Consider the following 23866-nt stretch of genomic DNA (forward strand, 5'->3'; position numbering starts at 1 on the left):
AATTTATTTAGGACAGTACTGCATAAGGATATTAAAGTGACTGATTTTTCCGGAACTTTAAAAGTTAAAGTTAATTTATATAATGGTTCGGTTCTAAAAAATGCGGGAGTACTTATACTTCCTTACAATAATTTTGATTACGATAACAATGTCACGAAATATATAAATCTTGCTGACTTCAAAGGAATCACAGACTCCGAAGGTGTAATTTCATTTAAAGTTCCTTCTGACAAGGATTATTGGATTTGTGTCTACAATACTTCAACAAACGTAAGTAAGGGCTATGCTAATGTGAGAGTGCAGAAAGGTGCTTCAGTTACTTATCCAATAGTTGTTTATCAATAAAATATTGATAATTATCCTTTATTATAAATTAATTATGAAATATAAATTTGTTATCCTACTGGGGCTGCTGCTTGCGACGGCCTCCTGTAAAGATGATATAAATGTAAACATCGTCGATAACGAGACTACGGGAAAATTAAGTTACAAACTGAATGATGACGCTGGCAATGGTATAGCTGGAATTAAAGTTTACCTCCTTAATACAGGAACGAATTCATATCCAAACGCGGCGGTAGACTCTGCTTTAACCAATAATGAGGGCATAGTATATTTTTCAGATTTAATACCTAAAAATTATCGATTATTGACAGATTCCATAATGGTCAATAATAACGGCTATCTATTAAACGAATATGTTCAAATAACTGCTGGCGTAGAACGTAAAAAGATTACTAAGGTATCTGATTTTTCAGGTATTTTGAAGATTAGACTCCTAAACGCCTATGACTATACCCCATTGCGTAACCAGGGTGTCGTTGCTTTTCCTCTTAACTCTGTTAAAGTTACATCAGATAATGTAAGTGATATTGTAAAACGATCAACACTTAAGGGTTTAGTTAATGACAATGGATATGTATCCATTAGAGTACCTGCAAATACGGATTTTGATTTTATTATTTATCATGCTTCAAATGGTAATTTGGGCTGGGGAGGTCGTAGACATCAAGTTGCAAAAGATCAAGAACTGAAAATTACGCTATACAGTTCTTTTTATTAAAACCCTATCTTCAGCATATTATGAAATATCTGTATTAGGACTAATAGAAGTTTTATAAAAAAACGAACGATTTGATATATGTCTGCTGTACAATTAGCGAGTAGTAACAAATCCCTCATAAAATGGCTTGAAGACTGCAACGGCAGAAACACGAAAAGCTTCACAGAAATGTGAGGCTTTTTGTGTTTTAAAATATGTATAATCTAATAAAGGCCTACTTATGGTACTCATCTTTACTGTCGGATCATAAGAAAAGGATCTCCGTATTCTTCATCATTTTTTGTATTTTTAAATTTTAAAAGAAAAACAAATGCATTATCAAGAGTTCCTTCCTGAAACGTCTTTACAAGACTACATCCGATATTTTTGGGTATTGGAAGACGACACAGATAATTTTAGCGTTAAGTCATTTAAGATCATCCCAGATGGCATACCTACATTGATCTTTCAAGAAAAGCCAAACCTCTTTTTTGATATGGATGCTCAGGCAGCACCGCAGTTGTATATACAGGGGCAGTCAACTAAGTTTACAGAGCATCGCGTTATGGGTAATTTTAGGATTATTGGAGTTTATTTACAGCCAACAGCTTTAAAAACTATTTTTAATATAGATGCTTTCGAATTTAATGATCAAAAGTTCCCCTAGAAGATATTATAACAGAACCAATTCTTCAACAACTTATTAATGCAGTCTCTTTAAAGCAAAAGATTAAAATTATCTCCAACTTTTTATTAAAACACATAAGCAAAGTTGAGCGCAATACTGAGAAAGCTACAATCGCATCCTTATTTCTTCAAAACGGAAAAACGCTTAAAGAAACTCAAATAGAAATGAATTTGTCGGAACGCTCGCTCGAGCGATTAATAAAACAATATGTGGGTATACCTCCAAAAATGTTTTCAAGAATTATGCCTTTTCAATCTGGTTTAAACATCTTACGACAAGCTGATTTTAACAATCTTACAGAAATCGCATATCAAAACGAGTATTTTGATCAATCTCATTATATTAGAGAGTTCAAAGGATTTACTGGGACCAACCCTGAAAGATTCATGCTTAATGCAAACGAAAAGTTGCTGAATTTTCCTCTATGGGATGCTTCCAAATGATCAAATCCATCCTCTAAATGCTTTCTTTACCAATCTGAAGCATTTTTATGTAGAACTGTCGGTTTTATCCAATTCTACAATAAATATCACCTATACTTTTGTACTCGAAATAGCTAAGATCTTTCTTAACATAGATTTGCATCACTATTTCACAAAATTTATAGTTTTTATTTTAAAAAAATGAGTATGAACAACACGCAAAAAGTAGCTAGGTTAAACCCTAAAAATGTTCCGGTACCTGTCGGGAACTATTCACATGTTACGATCATTCCTAAAAATTCCAATCTATATACTTTTTCTGGTCAGATAGGTATTGATAATAATGGATCCATTCCTTCTTCCATAAATGAACAAGTGGCATATACATTTATAAATATAGGCCAGCTACTAGATAGTCAAAATTTATCTTCTGATGACGTTATAAAAGTCAACATCTGGGCTACGGAAGAGATTGATTGGAATTTTCTAAATGCAAAATGGGAAGAGTTATTCGGGAAAGTCTATCCCTCGATGACTATTGCTTATGTAAAGGGATTAGGACTTGAGGAACTTAAAATTGAAATTGAAATCTGGGCTGCTCAACAATAACAATTCGAAGCTGAGGTTATTCTTACTATATAAATTAAAGAACTTCTGCTATTTTTTAAGCTGGAGGTTCTTTAATTTACTTAAGAACCCTACAAATCTGCTGCCTGTGATAAAAATACCAAAGAAACTCGGTTTTATAGTTCAATTAGCTATAAATATTTTCAAATCCAGATATTTACCGACGTTATTTAACAAAATTTCGATCGACATGCGTTTAGATTCGATCGTTGAAGAGAATGATCAAAGACCTGGCGTACTTATAATTATCGAAAGTCATTTATTATCTAAATAAGTTTAATTAGTTTTTCAAATTTGCGATGATCTCATCCACTTCTGCTTCAGAAAATCCGCCCGCAATATTAGCTTTACCTCCAGTTATTTCCGAAGCAAATACAGGCGAAGAAATAATTAATTTATTAACAACAATTGCAATCGGTTTTCTAATATTTGTTCTGGATAATTGTGCTAATTTTTCACTCCCCTTCTCGGTAAAAGTGATTTGAATCTCATAACCACCATAATCTGATATTACTTTACTGACAGATAAGATATCGTCCTTCTGAATGCTGGGTTCTTTGGCTAATTGATATTTTTTAGCATCATATTCATTTTCTTTAAAATTGACAACCGTATAAAATCCGTTCACTCTGTCAGCCCTCGGAAGTAATTTGAAATTATCTTGTTTTTCATCAATATGTTCATCAACATCATCATCACATTTTGCTATGAAGAGGGGTTTAAGAACTGGTTTAAAAATGTCCGTTTTTCCTGTTGAAAAAGCAATTACATTTGTTCCAAACTTTTCCTTGATCTTAATTTCTTTATTGTTCATTAACCTTTTTGCATCATCTATCTTCTTTAATATTTCATCGGTCAATTCTGTGCGCTCTGATTTTTGATCGTTAATAGTAAAAATCCCATTTTTTTGGTAATTGTAAAATCCTTAATGTCCTGAAGAGCATCTTCATTTTGAATTGCTACATAATCATTATATTGTCTATTCAATGGAAAGGTGTAAGTCAACGCTTTATAAGGATATCTGACACTGTTTCTTCCAAAATCAGGATCGGCAGGATAGCTTATGGTAACCCAATTACTTTCACCGACCATTTTTTGATTTTATAGTCGTCACCAAGACAGTTTGCCAAGTCGTTAAAAATAGGTTGAAACTCTTTTTTTGAAGTAGTATCTTTTGAAAAATTTATGAATGCGTTTGCTTTTGCCAAACCATATACATCTATGCTTATACCTGTCAGATTCTTATTATACTTTCCATAAATAGTAATTGGGACAGTCTTTCCTTTGATTACACTTAAGACTATCGTGCTGTTATCTATTTCTTTCCAACTTCCGATTTGGTATCCATCATAATAAAAAAGAAGAAATTCATTATTGGGTAAAACAAAGAGTGAGGAAGATGGCATATCTACACCTCCATCGTGCAAATTATAATATCCTGTAAATTGTGCACACGCATTTGTGACAAAATGAAGTATAATGAAGAGCATACAATAATTTTTCCAAGATGTCATTTGTTTCTGTATTAATGTTTTTTATCGAAATCTACCCTATTATCATATCGACTCCTGCTGATAGGACTTCTTCATGTAAATATTGAAACTCTCGCCGAAAATAACCATTCTGTTTTTTAAGGAAATTTCTACTTATAATATATTTTTCTGATCAGCTTCTCTTTGATTTCAGGTTCGCAATTGTAATCAATATTTTCGAGCAGTTTTGGTTCTTCTGTTTTAACTAGACTTTTTTTGTTATCCACTTTTTTACTTGTTGCGACTTTCTTCTTTGCTGGACAATAGGTTTGTTTAATGCGTTCTATCCAATTGCCATTTTTATCATACTGATACAAATACTCATATTCGCCACCAATTTCAAAATATTCTCCTTTTTGGACATAATCCCATTCTTTACGTTTTTCGTATATAAGCAGATCTTTGTTATTATACTTATACTGATAATTTGATAAACGGTTTGCTTGATCATACGAGCTTATTTGTCTTTCATTTTTGGAAATTTCCAGAATGACTTTTTTACGGAGTAAAGTGTTGTTCTCGTTCAGTACTTCTTTAATTTTCAGACCTTTTTCATTATAGCTATAATAAAAATCGAGAAAATTACTTGAACATGAACGACTAACTTGTTTATGGGCCACTCGATTTAAACTGTCTGTATATTGATACTGAATAACGCAGGTGTCGTTTTTAAATTCGTCAATTTCAAGTGTTTTTTCTAATCGGTTCTTGCTGTCATAGAAATTTTGATTCGTGTGATATAATGCACCTATTTTATTGTAGTATTTTTCCGCTGTAATATTGTTATTGTCATCATAAAACTCAACAAAACTATTTCGTAAACTTTCTTTAATCTCTTTCTTATAATTTACTGGGATCGGCCCTCCCATCAAAGAAAGATTTCTTTCAGACATATAATCATTAGTAACAATGAAGTCTATTTTCGTATGTTCTTGAGTTTGTCCCAAACACAAGGTCTGGAACAACAAAACAACTACAACCAGTAATACGTTTTTACTTTTCATAAGCCTAAATAAATCATTGATAACGATGTCTATATACAATAAGTATTGATGCAATTTACTGTAAAATTGCACTTTCCATTTTTTTCTTTCGCATCCATACTCTTACAGCGCATATATTTTGCCAAAGTATACTACCTGATCCGTATATACAAGTAGACTTTGGTTCGTAAAACGCAATTTTCGAAGTAGCTTCTATTTACTAAAATACTGTTATTAAATCAGTTTAAGGGAATAAACTGACTTATTACACGAATTGTAAAACATGTTTCGCGAATTGTAAATCTACTATTTGGTTTTGATTATTAAATGTATTTTTATTACTGCTAACAGCAACGATGCACTTTAGATAACTGCTTTAAAACTTATTACTAGTATAACTATGCCCAAATGCAGAAAATATCAACAATAATGCACTAGTGGACTATATAATAAAAACTAAAAGTCGTACGAAACTGTTAAAAGAACTAAAGAATAGAATCCGGAAAAATAAAACCTAATAAAATCAGGCTATGATAATATTTGGAACAAGAGCAAAGATCTTAAATTCAAAAGAAATGCTGTCTTACGACTGTGAGAATTGCAGTAGCAAAGGGACTGTTACTTTTTTATTTTTAGCCCGCTATTTTCATATTTTTTGGATTCCTTTTTTTCCAACTTCAAAAAAAGGAATGAGCCAATGCAGTCATTGCAAACAAGTTCTATATGCAAATGAAATGAGTCCAAAAATGAAGCAAGACTATTTCATGGCATCTGCCAAAGCAAAAAGACCAATTACACATTATTTTGGATTATTTGTTATAGGATTGTTATGCTGCATGATCATCTTTACTGTTTATCAAAATTCGGTTAATGAAACTGAATATTTAGCAAATCCAAAAGTTGATGATTTATACAAAATAGAAAAAAATGATACCTATACGCTGTATAAGGTTTATGAAGTAAAAGGCGATACTTTGATTTTTAAAACACATAGTATGTCAACGAAAAAGTATTCTGGACTTTCCGACTTGCTAAAAAAATATAAAAATGATTATGCCGATGCAACAATAAAATTTACTAAAGATCAAATAAAGTCAATGCAACATAATACAAATAGTGAATTTGGTAAGATTTATAGTATCAAGAGGGATTAAATAACGGCTAAATAAAATTATCGTTTACTCACGATCGATCTCTAAGCATAACAAAATGAAGCAATGACAGAATTTTAACGATTTCCAAAGTATAGATGAAAAATCTCACAACTCTTTTAGTTTTAATGATTCCTATTTGTCTTTATTCACAAGAAAAAGTAATACTATCTCACACCATTAAGATGTACAATGAAATTGAGATAAGTTTAGAACTTGAAAATAAGCCCAACGACAGATTTCACCTGATTAAAATAGATAGCTTACTGCGACCTATAATAAGGGACAAATATTGCACAATAATATATTTGAAAATTCTTTTAGACGAGCTAATGTTGTAGCAAGGTACGAACTTGAGGAAAATAAAAAATATCATAAAATTGATATTAAAGGCACGATCATATACTTCAAACCATCAGAAAATAAAAAATCGTATTTCAATTTGGGTAAACTGAAAGGTTTAGAAAAAAACATCAATTTAATAGATAAAAGTGTAGTAAAAGCAAATCCAACTGTTTATTTTTCAATTGTAGATTCTGCCAACATACAAAAAGCATTTCCAGATTTTAGGTATAAAACCAATAATGGGGAGGATTATAAAAGCATTGATTTCAAGTCTTATGACTTAATGTATGCATATCGATCTACTAAAAATCAAGATTTAATAATAGCTGTTAATGAAGACTTAGACCACGGTTACAATAACCTCACTTTGACAGATAAGCATACAAATATGAAATATAAGCTGATTAAATTGAAAAAAGATATGGCAGCAACCGAAAAAGACGAAATTAAAATTGAACTGATGATCGAAAATGAAAATTCGATTGAGCGGATACCATTTGATTTCAAAAACGCGGATTTGAAATAGAAAACCAGTCAGCCGTTTTTAAATAGCTAGAAGTGCTTGGTATGAGCTATACCTCCACTTGCTTTAACCTGAGATCTCAAGCAACTATCTGATATGTATTCATCATGACCTATGTAAGGTATTGGAAAGCATGATGATGTTGCATTTCCCCAATCATCCTCTATACCCTTTGAATCAAAAACTTCTGCACTGAATTTTTTATAAGAATTCTTATTCCGAATGCAATCCTGCACAAGATGTCTTTTTAATTAAGATTGTAAATTAATCTTCAAATAATATGTTAAAAACTAGGGACTATCGAAATCATTAGTTAACTTTAATTGTAATAACAGTTTAAATCACTGCATATTATCTCAATGTACTTTATTTATAATAATATCATCACGTTATGAATTATAAAAATATTTTATTAGAATTAGGTGCCGAAGGCGAAAATCTGCTAGGCTTTAATACACCAAAAATTTTGAAGGAACAACTTCACCTTCCCTCCCCAAAATTTATCGATGAGATTTTCCTGCAAAGCAACCGCAATCCTCAGGTACTTAGAAATCTTGCGGCACTCTACAAACATGGACATCTGGCTAATACCGGATATTTATCCATATTGCCAATTGATCAAGGGATAGAACATACTGCTGGTGCTTCTTTTTCTCCGAACCCTTTGTATTTTGATCCAGAAAATATCATCAAGCTTGCTATCGAAGGAGGTTGTAATGCTGTTGCAACAACTTTTGGGAATCTTGCTATAATGGCTAGAAAATATGCACATAAAATTCCATTCATCGTTAAAATAAATCATAATGAATTGCTTACTTATCCTACAAAGTATGATCAAATTATGTTTGGGAGTATAAAAGATGCTTGGAACTTAGGAGCAACTGCAATAGGTGCTACGATTTACTTTGGTTCAGAAAATTCAAACAGGCAAATTGTAGAAGTTGCCGAAGCCTTTGAAAGAGCTCATGAGTTAGGAATGCCCTGTATTTTATGGTGCTATACCCGTAATAATAGTTTTACTAAGGATAACGTTAATTATGAAGTTGCGGCAGATATTACAGGTCAAGCCAATCATTTAGGTGTAACCATACAGGCTGATATCATTAAGCAAAAACTTCCGGAAAACAATGGCGGATTCACTACCATTAATTTTGCAAAAAGCAATCCTAAAATGTACACGGATTTATCATCCATGCATCCTATTGACCTTTGCCGTTATCAAGTAGCAAATTGCTACATGGGCAGAATTGGTCTTATTAATTCAGGAGGTGAATCGAAAGGTGAACGCGATCTTCCTGAGGCTATTAGAACAGCGATTATAAACAAACGAGCCGGAGGCACAGGGCTAATATTGGGTAGAAAAGCTTTTCAACGTCCGCTCAAAGATGGCATAGAAATTCTTAGAGCGATACAAGATATTTACCTGGATGAAACCATTTCAATCGCATAAGGTATATCAGTTAGGAAACAATGCTGTTATGATACATTACAGCATTGTTTCCTATCTGATATATCTTCCTGCAATTATTCCAAGCTTAATAAGCAAGCGTAAAACGTTGTTTGATATGTGCGGGTCGTTCCAGCTCATCGAGCAAAGCTACTGCGAAATCGGCTGTAGAAATCTTACTTTCTCCTTTATCATTAAATAACACTTGATCTTTCCCTAAGCGAAAAATACCTGTACGCGGGCCGGGCTCGATCACCATGGCTGGGCTCAAGACAGACCAATCCAGGTCGGTCACCTGCTTGATAACATCAAATGCGTCACGTGTAGCAGTAGCACCGTCCTTCCATTCAGCGGGAAATTCTGGGGTATCTAACAATTGTACTCCGGGTTTTACTTTGAGGCTTCCGGCCCCGCTAACAGCTAATAATCGCGTAATACCTGCTTTTTTCGTAGCATTAATAATAGCTGTGATAGCCTTTACATAGGTCGATGAGTCATTTGCGCTGTAAGCACTGATAACAGCTTCGTTTCCTTTCAAAAGGCTGACCAACTCCTCTTCTTTTATAACATCTCCTTTATTGACGTTAAGACGTGGGTTGGAAACCGTTACTTTTTCTGGATTTCGGACAATAGCGGTTATGTCATGACCTCTACTCAGCGCTTCATTTAAAATAGCTGATCCGATAAATCCGGATGCTCCGATGATGGCAACTTTCATAATGATATTTTTTTGTCGTGAATAAGTAATACAGCTCGACCTTACTGTTTGTTTTAATTGTTTAAAAATACCATAGTTGGTAATGAAGGCTGGATCTGCTTAATCTGTACGGAATAAAAATTATAGCAACAATCTTTTACACCGCAAACTATTAGATGCTGGATACATATGGAAATTGGAAAAATGCATCACACATTATTTCTATGACAACATTTACAACTCATTTAAATTTTAAATAGGTTGTAAATGTTGCTAAAAATTTAATATATATTTATGTAACTAAAATTTACACATGCTAGAAAATTTCGAATTTTATCTTTTTTTGGTGCTGCTTATCACCATGCTGATCATGTTGGCGAAAAAGATTCAGGTCGCGTATCCTGTTTTGCTTGTATTAGCTGGTCTTTCCATAAGTTTTATTCCGGGAGTACCCACAATAAAAATAGAACCAGAGTTAATATTTATCATTTTTTTACCACCGTTGCTGTATGAAGCTGCTTGGTCAACCTCATGGAAAGAGCTATGGCGATGGCGCAGAATTATTTTCAGTTTCGCTTTCGTAGTCGTTTTTTTTACGGCATTATCGGTAGCCGTCTTCGCTAATTATTTCATCCCCGGATTTTCTTTAGCTTTAGGTTTTTTATTGGGCGGAATCGTTTCGCCGCCAGATGCAGTAAGTGCTGGAGCAATTTTAAAATTTGTAAAGGTGCCTAAAAGATTGGCGTCAATCCTCGAAGGCGAAAGTTTGCTGAATGATGCTTCTTCTTTAATCATTTTCAGGTTTGCGATGATTGCTGCGGCAACAGGGCAATTTGTATGGTACGAAGCGGCGGGAAGTTTTGTATGGATGTGCATTGGTGGCGTAGGCATCGGGCTTGTACTTGCATACATCTTTCTGAAAATGCACAAAATACTTCCGACAGATTCTAATACTGATATTTTGCTCACTTTTATCGCCCCTTTCTCGATGTATTTGGCGGCGGAGGAACTGCATGCGTCGGGAGTTTTGGCGGTGGTAAGTGGCGGATTATTTCTGTCTTATCGTAGTCATGATTTCTTGAGCAGTGCATCGAGAATACGTACTGTAACAGTTTGGGAAAGTTTTTGCTTTTTGTTAAATGGAATTGTTTTCATGCTCATTGGTTTAGATTTACCTGAAATTGTTTCTGGTTTGGGAGATACTGATATTTATACAGCAATCGGTTATGGAATAGCTGTTACTGTAGTGCTGGTTCTTGTTAGAATTTTCTCCGGTTATGCGGCGGTGATAACGACTTTAATTATGAGAAATTACATTACCGTTGCTGATGCCAAATCTCCTGGCTGGAAAACTCCTTTAATCATTGGCTGGACCGGAATGAGAGGTGTTGTTTCTTTGGCCGCGGCACTTTCAATTCCCCTGACTTTAGCGGACGGAACTCCTTTCCCTCAAAGAAATCTCATACTTTTCATCACCTTTGTCGTCATCCTTTTAACATTACTTGTCCAGGGACTTACGCTTCCTTTCTTATTAAGGAAATTCCCTCAAATAGATCAGGATTTTACTCGAAGTGAAAAGGAAATCGATTATGAAATTCAGAACAACCTCGCTCAAGTGGCAGTGGATAAAATCCGTAAAGATTATGCTCACAAAATAGATAGTTTTCCAACATTGAAAGATCAATTGCAAAAATATGAAAATCAATTGAGCAGTTCTGAAATCATCATTAATTTCGCTGAATATCGAAGTATTTATATTGACATAATCGAAACGCAAAGAACATGGCTTATCAATAAAAACCGCGAGGAGCTTCTGTTAGATGAAGAAATTATCAGGAAACATCTTCGATTGCTCGATCTTCAAGAAGAAAGATTGAATATGAAAAGTTAGTTATTTGACCATAAATCCAGTGTCGAAACAACATGATTAATCATAACGTTTTTGATTCCTAAGCTTAGCATGTGTTATCTTGCATATGCTAAGATTAGGAATCGTATTATAAATAAGTTTTAATATTGAAAAGTGTTATTTTATAAAATCTCCTTTTGTTTCAAATAGTCTTCCCTCTTGATCTTCTACGATGAAGATAACATCATATTTCCCATTTTTAAAGTCTTTTAGGTCCAGATGCTCATGAAAGGTATATTGTAGAGCTCCGATCATCGCGTCTGTATTATAAGTATAGGTTTTGGAAGCTGAACCCCATTTAAGCTGAACCTTTACGCTTTTAATCTTTTTGGAGGCAGTAATTTCTGATTCCAGATGCAGATTATCTTTCTTCGCATTAAGACCTACATCAATTTTCGAGGCAAATGGCATCGAACTATCTACTTTTAGATTGATCTCAGTTTCCTCCTCTGCAATTTCTCCTACTTCCGAAACTGCTTTGATACATAATTTATAAATTCCGACTGCTAAATACACTGGAATAGGTATAACCCCGCTTAAATGATATTGATTATGTTGTTTGACATCGGTAGTATAATCCTTCACATAGGACCAATCTGTCTTTTTTATTGGTTCAAATGTCACTTTCAGCAATTTAATTCCTTCAGGAAAGTAAATATTTGTTTTAAAATGGAGATCTTGGCCTATAAACGCATTAACCTCATTACCTGTTTTCCCGACTTTAATCGTACTTATGCCAGTTTGACAATTATTGCATCCAGTTAGAAAAATGAGGATCATCAAGAGAATCGATAATTTGTAATTCATTGTATTCATTCTTTAGCTTTTTTTAATGTTCGTGATGTGATTCGTGATTATGGTGATCATGTTCAGAATGCTATGATCATGACCGCCAAAGATTAAACTCCTCAGTGATAATACTATTCCCAATAATACTGCAATCATCTTCTTTTTATTGAAAACATGGTGGTCTGCAGATCCGGACTCAAAAAGAATTGTAGTGGAAATATGAAGGAATATACCGATCACTACAGCCATAATTTTATCAAAATATTGTGCAAGATCACCCACAGCATGCTGACTGATAAACTGACTGGTCACAAAACCTGCTGGCGTCATCATAGCAAATACGAAAATAGCAATCAGTAATGTTCGTTTTGAAACTTGAGAGGCCAGAAGTAAAGATCCCAATGCAAATGCTGCTGGAATATGATGGATCGCGATACCAAAAACAAGATGTTGACGCTGTGCACTAACCAAAGGCATACCTTCTAAAAAAGCATGGACACATAAACTCAACATAATAGCTAGTGGAAAAGAATTGATATTTTCCTTCTTCATATGTATATGTCCATGCTCCACTCCTTGGGAGAAATGTTCTAGCAAAAGCTGGAACAGGAACCCGCCAAGTATATACAGTCCAATGGTATCCATATGCTCCGACGCATCTGCATACACGTGCGGAATAAGATGAAGTATCGTCAGTCCAAAAAGATAGGCACCACTGAACGAAAGAATCAATTTTAAAAATGTTGAACGATCCCGTTTGACTGATAAAACGGAAATTCCACTTATAAATGGAGATAAAAAAAGTATAGAAACAATAAGTATAGCATTCATTTATTATAATAATTAAAAATGTCAATTGGATTATCAATGGTCAAATATAGATAAGATAATTCACAAAAGCAATTTAGTTGCATTTGAAGAATTTAGGTTTATATTTGTTAAGTATTTAATAATAGCACTTCGAATTAATATAACAACAGTATAAATCATGATGAATTCATTATCACAAACAGAAACAATCTCCAATACAGAGGATATCGGAGATCAACATGCCATGACTTCAATTGAAACGCCTTTACGACCGGATGCATTTCTCAGAACTGATGAAGAGAAAATGAATCGCATTTCCGAGCTTTTTCAACAAATATTGTGGGAACTTGGATTAAATCTACATGATGACAGTTTAAGTGGCACGCCCTACCGTTTCGCTAAAATGTACATAAAGGAATTGTTCTATGGTCTCAATCCTTTAAATAAGCCAAAGCTTTCTACATTCGTCAATAAATATGATTATAATAAAATATTGATTGAAAAGAATATCCGTGTAAATTCAACCTGTGAACACCATTTTCTGCCCATTGTAGGACTTGCGCACATCGGTTACCTTGCAAAGAATAAGGTAATCGGTCTCTCTAAAATTAATCGTGTGGTCGATTATTATGCACACAGACCTCAGGTGCAGGAAAGATTAACCTTGCAGATATATAATGAATTGAAATCTGCTTTACAGACCGATGATATCATTGTGGTGATCCATGCCGAGCATCTTTGTGTATCTGCCCGCGGTATTAAGGACAGTACAAGTAGTACAACTTCCATTGAATATGGTGGCATTTTCTCTTCAGAGACAAAGAGAAATGAGTTTTTAAACCTATTAAAATAGATCATAACATCTATTATGTTTAAATACTAAAGAGCTATATAGTTATTCTTACTGACCGCTAAAAAATAATGGTTTACCGATTTTCTTCCTTCATCCACCTATTTCCACTAAGCTTTGAAACGCAATAGCGCTACTTTTGAATCATAAACAAATACATAAACAGATTTATCATGAAAACTAAAACAATCTTCGACATCAATAGCAAAACAATCACAAATGGTTTTCAAAAAGCATTTGATTCGCTAAAAAATTCTAAATTAAAAGTTTCTTCTAGTACTGGAAAAGTGTACTTGAGCATTTCATTGCTCTTTGCAATAATTATCGGAATTATATTTCCGGTTGCACTTATCTTACTATTAGCATTTACGATATTTTCGAAACTTACGATTTCGATTGAACAAGAGGTTAAAGAAGCGGATAATAATAAAATCATTGAATTGAAATAATTTATAGACTAACAGTTATGCTTGACTGCCTATAGTTTGCTCACGATATCAGGAAGCATATTTAATGTGACCTGTTCATTCAAAGAAAGGACAATGAAATATGCTTTTAAAGCGAAAAAATCCATGTAATGTACATGGATTTTTTTTCTTCATACGTAGTATGTTACTTATCCATTTATTTTCGAATAAATGACAGTAGCCAAAAATTGTCCGTTGTAGAACTCATTTTCCTTAAAATATCCTTCTTTAATAAAATTACATTTCTCTAATACTTTGGCAGGCCACATTTTCGGGATCTATTACTGCTTCAATTGAATGTAGTTTCATTTCGCTAAAACCATAGTTAACTATTGTAGTCTTAAACAATCAATGTGGTTGAGAGCTGAACTTTATTTGATGAAAGTAATAGTCTAGAATTGCCAACATCAGAAAATACATTCCTCCGTAAGCATAAAGATAATTGGTCGAATCCATATTAAAAAAGAAGGATACAAAAAAGAGCAAGCAAAAGCTGATCACCATCAGAACAATGTTTTTCTGCAATAAAACTTTGATAGATTGGCCAAATAAGTACTTGACTTTAATGGGCTCTACAAGGGTTGATAGGAACGGTAGTGCAAGTTCGTATCCCCTTCTATGATGTAGGAACGAAACTGGGAAAATCAAAAAACCAAGTATAACAATCAATAAAATAACTGCAGTAATATGCTGATTTTTAACTATTTTTTTATCTAGAAAAAGACAGGTTACGATTCCTAATACTGTGTAAAATAATAAAAATGGTGTCAGTAATATTTCTTTCGTTTTAAGTAGCGGAAGCAGATTTCCGCTATATAAAATCTGTTTAAAATACAAAGCACTTATCATTAAATTAATGAAGATAGTAATCCAGATTTTATATTTACTCATTTCTAAATTGATTTTTAATTACCGCAGCTATCTTCTCCTTGAATCCTAGTTCCTTTATTAACTTAATTATCTATTTTCCTTAAAGTGGAATTCGCATCATAATTACTTAATCATAAAAGCTTTGCCATTCATATGGGCATGTGTTCGTCATTTTAAAAATCATTTTCTCTCTGTCATCAAGTCCATTATAATATTCTGAAAATTGGGTTAGATAGTCCTCTCCTTTTCCCATACTCCAAAACATATCATTACTGTCCATATTAGGGAATTTCTTCCACGGTGGTTGAATGGAATTCTCAAGTGGCTTGAAATGTCCAAATTGTTTAAAAAAATCACGCACATACATTAATGCAAAACCTAAGAGATTTTCTCCACGCCAATTATAAATATTTTCAATATCATCGTTATCTACAGCAATACCAATTCCCCAAATTACATCAACCGGACTTGCTTCTACCAAAATTCTATTTTCTGTTTGCAAAAGATAATTTGCTAATCTGGGATGTTGATTGAATTTATGTATATTTCCCAGTTTTACAATTTCAAATTTATGCTCATTCCAGATTTGTTGATCATAGCCTAGGATTTGTCTGCCTAGTTCTTTTGCTTCTCCAGGTTTTTCACAATTTATGATCTTATCAAAAAGATTATCATCACCGAACAGTAGAGCTTTGTGAGCCATCATCCAGTGTTCAGAAGTTTTATAATTAACACTGTCAACCTTAAAAGGGCAATCAAACCATTGGCTAAAACAAGATTTACTTACCACATCTTTATGTCTATTTTCATGTCCCCAAAAGAAAATATATTTCAAGGTCTCACCACTTTCAAATCTTTCAATTAACCAATCTATATCGTATTTTATCTTCATTTTGATGCTATCTAGTCTATCCAATTGATATTGAGATTTTTAAATTTTATTATGCCGTATCTTAGAGTGTGTTCAATTTAGATAATATCTAACATTAATTCCCAAAAAACATTTATTTTTTCTGTTTCAAGAAAGGGTGAAATATTCCAAATTAGATTATGTCCTTTCGTGTTAATCAAGAATCTTATGGATAATCGTTAGCTAAATTTACTTTTCAAATAATTTTGATGACAGAAATAATAAAAGCATCCACCTACGAAGTAACACAGGGTATCTATTGGATCACTGACATTGTAATTGGTGTATTTAGGCATGATATATTCAAAAACAATGGAAACGAAAAACGCTAATACAAGTATCTGATATAATGGATAATAATGGGGTGCGCTGTATAAAGTTAAAAGGAGATTGCCAATGCAAAATGCGATATATGCGATTAATGGAACAAAGACAAAATCTGTCAACCAGTTATTTAAAACCGGGATTGGCTGTCCTGTCTGCCTGCAATATCGAATAAGAATCCACGATAGACCATAAAACAGCAAGAATGGGTCAGATAAGTATTGCTTTAATGTGCAAAAGAAATTGCGATCAAGGTAGCGACTATTCCACATGTCATCAAGGTTAAAAACATATACCATCCCATAACCTTACTCGCTCTTTTCAAAGTACTATCTGTGGTATTAAAACCAAAAATAGTTTCTCGAATATCTTTAAGATTTCTTATGAACCAGTTCTCTTTTTGCGTTTTCATACACAAAAGTAAAAATATATTCAAATTAGAACAAAAGTTCTAATTTTGAATATGAATACAAAAGAACGCATTCTTGAAATTTCATTACAGGTCTTTAATACCAGAGGTCTTCGTAATACCAGTACCCGCCACATCGCCACAGAAATAGGTATCAGTGCAGGGAATTTACATTATCACTTCAAACATACGGAGGATATCATACAAGCCTTATTTGACCGTCTGATTAAAGAATCAGATATGCTAATGGCATCTCTTGAAAACTATGTAGAAGGTGTTGACATGGAATTAGTATTTACTATTTTCAAAGATTTTTATAATCTGCTCACTCGTTATCAGTTTATATTCATAAACTTTGTTGAAATCTCCTTATGGATTCCTTCAATCCGCGAATCATATGCCGCAATAGTGATTAAACGAAAAAAGGAAACCAAACGTTTCTTTAACCTGATGGTTCAAAAGAAAGTGTTAAGAAATGATATTCCTGAAGAAGTGTGGGATTATCTGATCAACAATATTTTTATTGTGGTTGACTTTTGGCCCTCACATAACTTGATTAATGAAAAACTTGAAGGTCTCCAAGCGTATGAATCCTATGTCAGTTCCATCAAGGCTTTAATGTATCCCTATTTCACACATCCACAGTAACTAATAATAATTCAACTTAAATTGGATCGGCATCATTTAAAAAATATGAACGCGAAAATTACACCTTATTTAGACTCGACAGAAGGAAAAAGTAAACAGGTTGAACACATGTTTGATACCATCTCCGAAAAGTATGATCTCCTAAACAATATTATCACCTTTAGGATGGATAAAAGTTGGCGACGTAAAGTTTTTAAAATAGTTTCAGAATGTCATCCCCGTCACATACTTGACGTCGCAACCGGGACCGGCGATATGGCAATTCTTTTAGGAAGGACGCAAGCTGAAAATATAATCGGTGTTGATATCTCTAAAGGAATGCTTAAGATCGCAAATGAAAAAATTAGTGCCAATAAATTAGACGGACGCATTCACACTGAAGTGCAGCATGCTGAATCTCTATCTTTTGCTGATTGTTCTTTTGATATAGTCAATATCAGCTACGGTGTAAGGAATTTTGAAAACCTTGAAAAAGGACTTGGAGAAATGTACAGAGTAATGCAGTCTGACGGAACGATTGTTATTTTAGAAACTTCGGTTCCCTCAAATAAATTAATAAAATTTGGATATCTCCTGTATACGGAACACCTCATGCCAAGGATAGCCCGAATCTTTTCCAAAGATAAAAATGCATATGCTTACCTATCCAAATCGGCTATAAACTTCCCTTCTGGAGATAAATTCTTGAAGATACTGGAAGAATCCGGCTTTGTTAAAGTAAAAGCTATCCACAACTTTTTGGTGCAGCCACCATTTATGTTGGTAAAAAGCAATAATAAAAAGCTGGCTTCCTGTTGAAATGTAAAGATCAGCAGTACAATTCAACAGGAAGCCCACTTATGGGATTATATTTCGCGATTGAAACAAAAACTAATATTTCACTTACGTTTGTTGGTGAAAAGCTACGACAAGAGAACAATCTGTACAAATTTCAACATAAAGTGTTCCTTCTGAACCGTTCATGATTTGATCCCAGGAAAGAGCCGCTAGTAATTTCATTTTCTTTTGACAGTCAGGACAGTTTTCATATTGCCAATCTTGCACCCATTCTGCGTTCCCTCCTATTATTGATACATCATCATTTCCGCATGCGAAATATACAGGTTTTTTTGAAATTGATAACGCCAGTTTGTTTGTTGTCAATTCTTTAAAATCTGCTAACGACAAATAGTTTTCTTTTGTATACGGTTCTACGATCTCAAAAGTGCTCGCTCCATCAATTTGGTAACGAACTATTGTCTTTTCACACATACTTGCACAATTCGGACATATTGGAATTTTTAGAAGCCCTGGTAATCCAAGAAATGATAGCCGTTCGTCGTTTCCATTTAGGGTTAATATATCGACCGTTTGACACTTACAGATCTGACAATTCTCATTTTTTGGTACAGCTACTTTGACTGCATCATCTTCATGTTGTTCATCTTCTAAAAGTGAATAACACGTTTCATAATTAAGTTGAACCTTGTTTCCTGCTTGATCAAAAGTCCATCCGCCCAATGCGGCATAAAATGAAGGATCTACATACAGATTTTTACGCCAAGGCAGTGGATTTTTTCCAGTTCATGGAAAGTCTTTCTTACTTTTTCACCACCTACCACTGCAAGACAACTTAATATATGGCCTGCATATGCACAATCAGGTGTACAGATTAATGCGATTAATTGATCTTGGATTTCATCTGATGCATTTCTATATAAGGTTGGCGGATAAAAGATCTTTTTTGAAATGCTGCGTCAGCAATTTTACTTGTATCAATGTCCTGGTAAGCCAGTAATCCAGAGAAATCTTTATAGACTTCTTCCCATTTGTCAATGGTTTCAATTTTTGCAATAATATTTTCAACCGTTTCAAGAATCTGGCCTCTGCTCATCGATTCATAATGTTCTCGCAACTTTCTGTTTTTGCAAGAATAGCACAGTCCCTCAAAATATTTTTCTCTGTCACATTCAGGACATGGTATAGCTGCTCTCTGTGTCATTTATTTCAATCTTATTTTTAAAGTGATTAGGAAAAAGCCGGAACTAAATATTGGTTTTTACGTTCCCATTTCAACATTATCCCAGTCATTTTCGCGGTTGAATGCCCATTCCAAAGATTTCCGTCGCTCATAAATCACTCCTTCATTTAACTTAGCTTGACGGCCATTTAGTCTTTCATCTACACAGTACCAATGCAATCTATAATAGTAATCCAGCATCGTATATAGCTCTATCTCTGTCCGCACTTTTGACAGACGCTCAAGCTTAATATTCGTTTCACCATGTTGTAAATTAGGTAACAGGGAGACCATATGATCACCGACATAGTCCTCTGCTGCTAGACGCTCAATCATACCAGTTGCCCACATTAAAGCCCATAAACTCTCTAAATACCAATTCAGGCTATTAATTTCGATATCCGTTAGCTCATCATTGTCTTTTTCTAAGATTTCTTTTTCAGCATCTGAAAGAAATACGAGAAGATTTTGGTTTTCAAGCCATTCCTTAATAATATAAACTGGAGCCTCAAAAGCAATGTTTATGAGCGCATTCATAACCGACATTCTGCCTTTTATTTCATCCAATGTCCGAAAAGAAGATGTCTCTAAAATGGGAAGCCAATCATTAACACGATAACCTTTATCTTTAATTATTTTATCGTTTTCTAATTTTATCTGATGTTTTTTTTCTTCTGTCATTTTATATTGTCAATTATAATAGTAAATATAGTTTGAAAATGATCAAAGCATGGAAGTCATTTCTCTTCTCAAACGAAAATACAGATTAAGATAGTATCTGCAAACACGATAAAGAAGAGAATATGCGTTAAATTATGATTGTAATTAATTACATATTGCTTTCATGAGCGCTTATTGGTAGCTTTATAAGGAAAACAAAACAATCATTATCAATGAAGCAGATGCCACTAACAATTGATATACTAAACTACGGTCTAGAACTTTCAATGGATTTTGGTGAAAACTGGTTACAACCGATCAATGAAAGATTGTCAACTGTATTTCCGAATTTAAGTGCACAAAAACTGGAAGAGTGTCATTTAATTTGTAAGGCCGTGAATAAAATGGGAAATCGCTATGTACAAGAAAACCCAGTTCATTCAGGGACAGAGATTACATTTATTGCTTTTGAAGCTTTTGAAAAGTTTATGTTAAATAAGTATCATTGGGTATCTGCAAAAAATTTAAAACGCCTTTACAGTCAAAGTTGTTATTACGCTTATAAATAAAAACATCATGTAATAATGCAAACACCCTTTACGAATCGAATATTAGCATTAATGATGAGACCCCTATTTATTATGATGAGCAGTATGGCTTTACCTCAGTAAATTATCATAGTTAATGATGTTTTCTATTCATTAGGGTAACATTCTTCTTATTTCGAGTTATTCTATTTGGATAATGTAAAGAAGTTTAGAGAATACTAAATGCTATTATACAAGTTAAAAAGTTTTAAAATAAAAAAGATAAATAAATTTACAACAGCATTTATGGAAAATAAAACCAAGTTTGAAACTTTTGATCAATTGGTCTTTTTAACCGAATTATATCAAAATGATGATAGCTTTAATAAAACAGCATCCTTATTGATCAATGCATTAAATGATTGGCCTAATGCTCACTCATTAAAAATCTCGGAATTTATACAAGAGTTTGAAAGTTATTTTGGTAAGCCTATTACAATAGATAAAATCCGAAAGAATGCTATCGGTTCCACATCTCTCGATGCTTGGAGATGTGAAGCTGGAAGTTCATTAATAGAAATGATTGAATATGCAGAAGTACTTTATAATCGATCTGATTTTTCTTATATCATCGAACAAATAATCATTTATTACCAAAATAAAATTAAAATGATTGATTTTGTTGCTGAATTAACTTATAGAACTCTGGAAGAAGGAGGTCGATCAACTCCAGCTTTTTCAAAATATAGACCACAAGTAAAATTTGATTTTGACGACATGCAAACATCCGGAGAACAGACTTTTATTAATAAGACAGTTGTATATCCTGGGGAGGAAGTTAAAGCTACCCTTAGAATTATTGGACAAGAATATTTCAGTGGCAGGTTGGAAGAAGGAATGTTTTTTGAATTTCGTGAAGGAAGCAGGATAATTGGTACGGGAAAAATTGTAAAAATAATGAATGATAAATTGAGGAAAACTATAAATTTCTGATCGATTCAAATAGAGAAATATTGAATAATACGAATTAATAAAATACAATTACCCCCTTAACGGTTCATAGTAAAGGATGATCGCACCGCTACTAAAGATCTTCGTTTTGATGAGCTTCAATAAAGTTCGATCATGCATTTCCTCAAACAATGACAAGCCCTTACCTGCGATAAGCGGATGCACACAAAACTGGTATTCATCAATCAGATCCCATTTCATCAGTTGATTAATCATACTCCTGCTGCCCAGTAAAATATCTTTCTCAGAACTTTCTTTCAGAACTAAAACTTCCTTTTCAATATCCTGAGTTGCTAATCTTGCGGTATCCCAATCCGTATCTTTCAGTTTATTTGAAAAGACTATTTTAGGAATCTGATCTATTGCTATGGCAAAGTCATTCATCGATTTTTCTTCTGAAGGATCTTTTAAAAACGTCTGCCAATATTTCATAAGCTCAAATGTAATTCTACCATATAGAATGACCTCTGAATCCTTTAATAAATCCGTATAATGCTGATGAACTTCTTCGTCCGGTTGTATGGCCGTATGATCAAAAACACCATCAAGTGTCATATTGATCGCTGCAATTACTTTCTTCATTACCGCTCTTATTTTATATGAATGCCCGTTTTCTGAAATACCAATATGAAAATACAAATTTTGAATGGTAAAATCTCACTTTGCCCATAAGTAACACAGTTATTTACATAGAATCATCCAAAATACAGATCTAAAAAAGGTGCTCTTCAAGTCAATGAAAAGCACCTTTTATCCTTCTTTCTACTTCCTATTGCGAAGCTTTTAGAAATGCATCGTAGTTATCTTTGCTTTCGAAGTATGCGACTTCATCCTGATCTCCGATCAACACGATGTAGGCCGTTGCTTTATCTACCTTCTTTAAAGTGTGAGGATCGACCGCCATTCTGACCTTGGCATCATTTGGAATACGTTCTTTACACATCTCGCAACAACCGTAATATAGCTTACCCTCGAACGGAACTTCCAGTTGCTGTTTGCCCATATAGGCATCATTCACCATACAGACCAGATTATTGGGTACCTGATCTCCCTTTTTAGGAGTTGACGTTCCTGCAGGAGCTGGAACCAGAATAGGCTTTTGAGCCGGTGTTCCACTAATCGCCCCCGCTTCTTTCGGTGCTTCATTCGTGCAGGATACCAGTACGATGGCGGCTATTGCCACCATCGCTATTGTGTTGAATTGTTTTATCATGATTTTAAATATTTTATTTATTTGGAATTGCTGAACCATCTTGAATCTCTTCATTGCCCATCTTAAGGATCACCGTATCTTCTGCCAATTCGCCCAATACTTCGACCATCTCAGGCATCACACGTCCTTTGCTTACCGCAATCTTTCTTGCTTTCCCACCTTCAACGGCAATGACATACATCCCCATATTACTGTCTACAACGGCAGATTTTGGGACAAAGAAAGTCGCTTCACTATTTTGTAAAGGAATTTGTGTTTCGGCTATCATAAAAGGTTTCAAAGCATTATTGGTATTGATAAAATCTGCCTCAACTTTCTCCGATCGCAATTTTAAATCAAGACTACCCGATTTACGGCTTATCTTCGCAAAATATTTATGTTGCGGTTGCGATCTCACATAAAACTGAATGGTATCCCCCAGTTTTATAAAAGGAGTATTTGCTTCTGGTATGGAAAGATTCAAACGCAATTTCTGATTATTCTGAACCACTAACAACGGTGATTTACCCATTGGTCCCACATAAGCACCCAAATCAACACTTCTATCCGTGATGATACCACTGAAAGGTGCGCGGATCACTAAATAATCGTCAATATTTTTGATTTCATGATACGCTGATTCTGCGGCGGCCAATTTTGCCTGATCCGATAATTTCCGGGCAGTGATCTGATCCATTGCATCGCGCGCGATAGCGCCCGCAGTCTGATTGGCTCTAACCATGCGATCATAAGTAGCCAGCGTTGATACATAAACAGCTTGCTGGGCCTTAAATTTCGCTTTAGCAGTTGCTACCTGCGACTGGATCTCAGGAGCCTCTAACGTCATCAAGATCTGTCCTTCAGAAACGCGATCACCGATGTCTACACGGATATTTTTAACGTAACTGTTTACTTTAGCAAACAATTCTGTGCTCTGATCAGGTTGCAATTCACCCGCTAGTTTCAGGATAACCAAAGGATTAATTTTCTTCACAGGAACGGTTTCGAAGGATTCATCATCATCATACCCCCCA

The 23866-nt window shown here is 34.0% G+C and carries 30 protein-coding genes; 15 read left to right on the top strand and 15 right to left on the bottom strand.

Annotation, left to right across the window (positions count from 1 at the left end; genetic code table 11):
* The 5 genes from L950_RS29780 to L950_RS09435 form a co-directional block, all read left to right on the top strand.
* On the top strand, positions 1 to 345 hold a 345-nt coding region (locus tag L950_RS29780; protein ID WP_037525336.1), incomplete at its 5' end, for a hypothetical protein.
* Positions 346 to 379: 34 nt separating this feature from the next.
* Positions 380 to 1063 (top strand): hypothetical protein, encoded by a 684-nt coding sequence (locus tag L950_RS09420; protein WP_021188522.1) that lies wholly within the window; start codon positions 380 to 382, stop codon positions 1061 to 1063.
* A 310-nt stretch (positions 1064 to 1373) separates the two neighbouring features.
* Positions 1374 to 1709 carry a DUF6597 domain-containing transcriptional factor gene (locus L950_RS29785; protein WP_197086331.1) on the top strand — a complete coding sequence of 112 codons (336 nt, stop codon included), beginning with the start codon at positions 1374 to 1376 and terminating at the stop codon, positions 1707 to 1709.
* 185 nt (positions 1710 to 1894) lie between these two features.
* Complete coding sequence (locus L950_RS29790; protein ID WP_197086332.1) at positions 1895 to 2173, top strand: helix-turn-helix domain-containing protein; 279 nt, start codon at positions 1895 to 1897, stop codon at positions 2171 to 2173.
* A gap of 186 nt (positions 2174 to 2359) precedes the next feature.
* Positions 2360 to 2761, top strand: coding sequence for a RidA family protein (locus L950_RS09435; protein ID WP_031287428.1), 402 nt, complete (start codon positions 2360 to 2362; stop codon positions 2759 to 2761).
* Between the two features lie 298 nt (positions 2762 to 3059).
* Here the strand turns inward: L950_RS09435 and L950_RS09440 are convergent, their stop codons facing one another.
* The 4 genes from L950_RS09440 to L950_RS09455 all read right to left on the bottom strand — a co-directional run bounded on the left by L950_RS09440 (position 3060) and on the right by L950_RS09455 (position 5315).
* Positions 3060 to 3593 carry a SecDF P1 head subdomain-containing protein gene (locus L950_RS09440; RefSeq protein WP_156169624.1) on the bottom strand — a complete coding sequence of 178 codons (534 nt, stop codon included), beginning with the start codon at positions 3591 to 3593 and terminating at the stop codon, positions 3060 to 3062.
* Positions 3594 to 3634: 41 nt separating this feature from the next.
* Positions 3635 to 3871, bottom strand: coding sequence for a hypothetical protein (locus L950_RS09445; protein WP_021188526.1), 237 nt, complete (start codon positions 3869 to 3871; stop codon positions 3635 to 3637).
* Positions 3841 to 4293, bottom strand: a complete 453-nt coding sequence (locus tag L950_RS09450; protein ID WP_021188527.1) for a hypothetical protein — start codon at positions 4291 to 4293, stop codon at positions 3841 to 3843. Before L950_RS09450 ends, L950_RS09445 begins: the two co-directional genes overlap by 31 nt.
* A gap of 128 nt (positions 4294 to 4421) precedes the next feature.
* Positions 4422 to 5315: a hypothetical protein gene (locus L950_RS09455; protein WP_021188528.1), complete on the bottom strand. Its 894-nt coding sequence runs from the start codon at positions 5313 to 5315 to the stop codon at positions 4422 to 4424.
* 509 nt (positions 5316 to 5824) lie between these two features.
* On the opposite strand from L950_RS09455, the gene L950_RS09460 reads away from it, so the two are divergent.
* The 3 genes from L950_RS09460 to L950_RS09475 all read left to right on the top strand — a co-directional run bounded on the left by L950_RS09460 (position 5825) and on the right by L950_RS09475 (position 8763).
* Positions 5825 to 6448 (top strand): zinc-ribbon domain-containing protein, encoded by a 624-nt coding sequence (locus L950_RS09460; protein WP_156169626.1) that lies wholly within the window; start codon positions 5825 to 5827, stop codon positions 6446 to 6448.
* A gap of 289 nt (positions 6449 to 6737) precedes the next feature.
* A complete protein-coding gene (locus tag L950_RS09465) occupies positions 6738 to 7316 on the top strand; it encodes a hypothetical protein (RefSeq protein WP_021188530.1) in 579 nt (192 codons plus the stop codon).
* A gap of 388 nt (positions 7317 to 7704) precedes the next feature.
* Positions 7705 to 8763 carry a class I fructose-bisphosphate aldolase gene (locus L950_RS09475; protein WP_021188532.1) on the top strand — a complete coding sequence of 353 codons (1059 nt, stop codon included), beginning with the start codon at positions 7705 to 7707 and terminating at the stop codon, positions 8761 to 8763.
* An 85-nt stretch (positions 8764 to 8848) separates the two neighbouring features.
* Here L950_RS09475 and L950_RS09480 read toward each other — a convergent pair whose 3' ends face one another.
* The gene (locus L950_RS09480) at positions 8849 to 9478 is read right to left on the bottom strand and encodes an NAD(P)-dependent oxidoreductase (protein WP_021188533.1); all 630 of its coding nucleotides are present in this window, start codon (positions 9476 to 9478) and stop codon (positions 8849 to 8851) included.
* Positions 9479 to 9770: 292 nt separating this feature from the next.
* Between L950_RS09480 and L950_RS09485 the strand changes: the two genes are divergently transcribed.
* Entirely contained in the window at positions 9771 to 11348 is a 1578-nt protein-coding gene (locus L950_RS09485) for a Na+/H+ antiporter (RefSeq protein ID WP_021188534.1), read from the top strand.
* A gap of 135 nt (positions 11349 to 11483) precedes the next feature.
* Here the strand turns inward: L950_RS09485 and L950_RS09490 are convergent, their stop codons facing one another.
* Positions 11484 to 12173 (bottom strand): hypothetical protein, encoded by a 690-nt coding sequence (locus L950_RS09490; RefSeq protein ID WP_156169628.1) that lies wholly within the window; start codon positions 12171 to 12173, stop codon positions 11484 to 11486.
* A 12-nt stretch (positions 12174 to 12185) separates the two neighbouring features.
* A complete protein-coding gene (locus tag L950_RS09495) occupies positions 12186 to 12986 on the bottom strand; it encodes a ZIP family metal transporter (protein ID WP_021188536.1) in 801 nt (266 codons plus the stop codon).
* A gap of 157 nt (positions 12987 to 13143) precedes the next feature.
* Here L950_RS09495 and folE point away from each other — a divergent pair, with 157 nt between their 5' ends.
* On the top strand, positions 13144 to 13818 hold the full coding sequence (gene folE, locus L950_RS09500; protein ID WP_021188537.1) for a GTP cyclohydrolase I FolE: 675 nt from the start codon (positions 13144 to 13146) through the stop codon (positions 13816 to 13818).
* Positions 13819 to 13988: 170 nt separating this feature from the next.
* Complete coding sequence (locus L950_RS09505) at positions 13989 to 14264, top strand: hypothetical protein (RefSeq protein ID WP_021188538.1); 276 nt, start codon at positions 13989 to 13991, stop codon at positions 14262 to 14264.
* A gap of 1015 nt (positions 14265 to 15279) precedes the next feature.
* Here L950_RS09505 and L950_RS09515 read toward each other — a convergent pair.
* Both L950_RS09515 and L950_RS09520 read right to left on the bottom strand, forming a co-directional pair.
* Positions 15280 to 16068, bottom strand: coding sequence for an NADAR family protein (locus L950_RS09515; RefSeq protein WP_231577025.1), 789 nt, complete (start codon positions 16066 to 16068; stop codon positions 15280 to 15282).
* A 544-nt stretch (positions 16069 to 16612) separates the two neighbouring features.
* Positions 16613 to 16798, bottom strand: coding sequence for a hypothetical protein (locus L950_RS09520; protein WP_021188542.1), 186 nt, complete (start codon positions 16796 to 16798; stop codon positions 16613 to 16615).
* 51 nt (positions 16799 to 16849) lie between these two features.
* Here L950_RS09520 and L950_RS09525 point away from each other — a divergent pair, with 51 nt between their 5' ends.
* Together L950_RS09525 and ubiE are read left to right on the top strand one after the other, a co-directional pair.
* Positions 16850 to 17443 carry a TetR/AcrR family transcriptional regulator gene (locus L950_RS09525; RefSeq protein WP_021188543.1) on the top strand — a complete coding sequence of 198 codons (594 nt, stop codon included), beginning with the start codon at positions 16850 to 16852 and terminating at the stop codon, positions 17441 to 17443.
* A 45-nt stretch (positions 17444 to 17488) separates the two neighbouring features.
* Positions 17489 to 18241, top strand: a complete 753-nt coding sequence (gene ubiE / locus L950_RS09530; protein WP_197086333.1) for a bifunctional demethylmenaquinone methyltransferase/2-methoxy-6-polyprenyl-1,4-benzoquinol methylase UbiE — start codon at positions 17489 to 17491, stop codon at positions 18239 to 18241.
* 84 nt (positions 18242 to 18325) lie between these two features.
* Here ubiE and L950_RS29795 read toward each other — a convergent pair whose 3' ends face one another.
* From L950_RS29795 to L950_RS09545, 3 genes are all read right to left on the bottom strand, one after another.
* A complete protein-coding gene (locus L950_RS29795; protein WP_021188544.1) occupies positions 18326 to 18943 on the bottom strand; it encodes a hypothetical protein in 618 nt (205 codons plus the stop codon).
* A 160-nt stretch (positions 18944 to 19103) separates the two neighbouring features.
* The gene (locus L950_RS29800) at positions 19104 to 19424 is read right to left on the bottom strand and encodes a hypothetical protein (RefSeq protein WP_031287437.1); all 321 of its coding nucleotides are present in this window, start codon (positions 19422 to 19424) and stop codon (positions 19104 to 19106) included.
* 57 nt (positions 19425 to 19481) lie between these two features.
* On the bottom strand, positions 19482 to 20123 hold the full coding sequence (locus tag L950_RS09545; RefSeq protein ID WP_021188546.1) for a DUF4272 domain-containing protein: 642 nt from the start codon (positions 20121 to 20123) through the stop codon (positions 19482 to 19484).
* Positions 20124 to 20344: 221 nt separating this feature from the next.
* Here L950_RS09545 and L950_RS09550 point away from each other — a divergent pair, with 221 nt between their 5' ends.
* Positions 20345 to 20671, top strand: coding sequence for a hypothetical protein (locus tag L950_RS09550; RefSeq protein ID WP_156169630.1), 327 nt, complete (start codon positions 20345 to 20347; stop codon positions 20669 to 20671).
* A 264-nt stretch (positions 20672 to 20935) separates the two neighbouring features.
* On the top strand, positions 20936 to 21622 hold the full coding sequence (locus L950_RS26290) for a hypothetical protein (protein ID WP_132768132.1): 687 nt from the start codon (positions 20936 to 20938) through the stop codon (positions 21620 to 21622).
* 48 nt (positions 21623 to 21670) lie between these two features.
* Here the strand turns inward: L950_RS26290 and L950_RS09560 are convergent, their stop codons facing one another.
* From L950_RS09560 to L950_RS09570, 3 genes are all read right to left on the bottom strand, one after another.
* Positions 21671 to 22222: a dihydrofolate reductase family protein gene (locus L950_RS09560; RefSeq protein WP_021188549.1), complete on the bottom strand. Its 552-nt coding sequence runs from the start codon at positions 22220 to 22222 to the stop codon at positions 21671 to 21673.
* A gap of 187 nt (positions 22223 to 22409) precedes the next feature.
* A complete protein-coding gene (locus L950_RS09565) occupies positions 22410 to 22853 on the bottom strand; it encodes a hypothetical protein (RefSeq protein WP_031287440.1) in 444 nt (147 codons plus the stop codon).
* A 13-nt stretch (positions 22854 to 22866) separates the two neighbouring features.
* Entirely contained in the window at positions 22867 to 23826 is a 960-nt protein-coding gene (locus tag L950_RS09570) for an efflux RND transporter periplasmic adaptor subunit (RefSeq protein WP_021188551.1), read from the bottom strand.
* Between the last annotated feature and the right edge of the window lie 40 nt (positions 23827 to 23866).

The sequence above is a fragment of the Sphingobacterium sp. IITKGP-BTPF85 genome (assembly GCF_001006065.1).
In the GTDB taxonomy this organism is placed as follows: domain Bacteria; phylum Bacteroidota; class Bacteroidia; order Sphingobacteriales; family Sphingobacteriaceae; genus Sphingobacterium; species Sphingobacterium anhuiense.

Coding starts and splice junctions, on each gene's coding strand:
- L950_RS09505 (WP_021188538.1), top strand. CDS start 13,989: ATGAAAACTAAAACAATCTTCGACATCAATAGCAAAACAATCACAAAT.
- L950_RS09440 (WP_156169624.1), bottom strand. CDS start 3,593: ATGAACAATAAAGAAATTAAGATCAAGGAAAAGTTTGGAACAAATGTA.
- L950_RS09450 (WP_021188527.1), bottom strand. CDS start 4,293: ATGACATCTTGGAAAAATTATTGTATGCTCTTCATTATACTTCATTTT.
- L950_RS09460 (WP_156169626.1), top strand. CDS start 5,825: ATGATAATATTTGGAACAAGAGCAAAGATCTTAAATTCAAAAGAAATG.
- L950_RS09525 (WP_021188543.1), top strand. CDS start 16,850: ATGAATACAAAAGAACGCATTCTTGAAATTTCATTACAGGTCTTTAAT.
- L950_RS09520 (WP_021188542.1), bottom strand. CDS start 16,798: ATGAAAACGCAAAAAGAGAACTGGTTCATAAGAAATCTTAAAGATATT.
- L950_RS09490 (WP_156169628.1), bottom strand. CDS start 12,173: ATGAATTACAAATTATCGATTCTCTTGATGATCCTCATTTTTCTAACT.
- L950_RS29800 (WP_031287437.1), bottom strand. CDS start 19,424: ATGACACAGAGAGCAGCTATACCATGTCCTGAATGTGACAGAGAAAAA.
- L950_RS09445 (WP_021188526.1), bottom strand. CDS start 3,871: ATGGTCGGTGAAAGTAATTGGGTTACCATAAGCTATCCTGCCGATCCT.
- folE (WP_021188537.1), top strand. CDS start 13,144: ATGATGAATTCATTATCACAAACAGAAACAATCTCCAATACAGAGGAT.
- L950_RS09565 (WP_031287440.1), bottom strand. CDS start 22,853: ATGATAAAACAATTCAACACAATAGCGATGGTGGCAATAGCCGCCATC.
- ubiE (WP_197086333.1), top strand. CDS start 17,489: ATGAACGCGAAAATTACACCTTATTTAGACTCGACAGAAGGAAAAAGT.
- L950_RS09455 (WP_021188528.1), bottom strand. CDS start 5,315: ATGAAAAGTAAAAACGTATTACTGGTTGTAGTTGTTTTGTTGTTCCAG.
- L950_RS29785 (WP_197086331.1), top strand. CDS start 1,374: ATGCATTATCAAGAGTTCCTTCCTGAAACGTCTTTACAAGACTACATC.
- L950_RS09480 (WP_021188533.1), bottom strand. CDS start 9,478: ATGAAAGTTGCCATCATCGGAGCATCCGGATTTATCGGATCAGCTATT.
- L950_RS09420 (WP_021188522.1), top strand. CDS start 380: ATGAAATATAAATTTGTTATCCTACTGGGGCTGCTGCTTGCGACGGCC.
- L950_RS09545 (WP_021188546.1), bottom strand. CDS start 20,123: ATGACAGAAGAAAAAAAACATCAGATAAAATTAGAAAACGATAAAATA.
- L950_RS09475 (WP_021188532.1), top strand. CDS start 7,705: ATGAATTATAAAAATATTTTATTAGAATTAGGTGCCGAAGGCGAAAAT.
- L950_RS26290 (WP_132768132.1), top strand. CDS start 20,936: ATGGAAAATAAAACCAAGTTTGAAACTTTTGATCAATTGGTCTTTTTA.
- L950_RS29790 (WP_197086332.1), top strand. CDS start 1,895: ATGAATTTGTCGGAACGCTCGCTCGAGCGATTAATAAAACAATATGTG.
- L950_RS09550 (WP_156169630.1), top strand. CDS start 20,345: ATGCCACTAACAATTGATATACTAAACTACGGTCTAGAACTTTCAATG.
- L950_RS09560 (WP_021188549.1), bottom strand. CDS start 22,222: ATGAAGAAAGTAATTGCAGCGATCAATATGACACTTGATGGTGTTTTT.
- L950_RS09485 (WP_021188534.1), top strand. CDS start 9,771: ATGCTAGAAAATTTCGAATTTTATCTTTTTTTGGTGCTGCTTATCACC.
- L950_RS09495 (WP_021188536.1), bottom strand. CDS start 12,986: ATGAATGCTATACTTATTGTTTCTATACTTTTTTTATCTCCATTTATA.
- L950_RS09435 (WP_031287428.1), top strand. CDS start 2,360: ATGAACAACACGCAAAAAGTAGCTAGGTTAAACCCTAAAAATGTTCCG.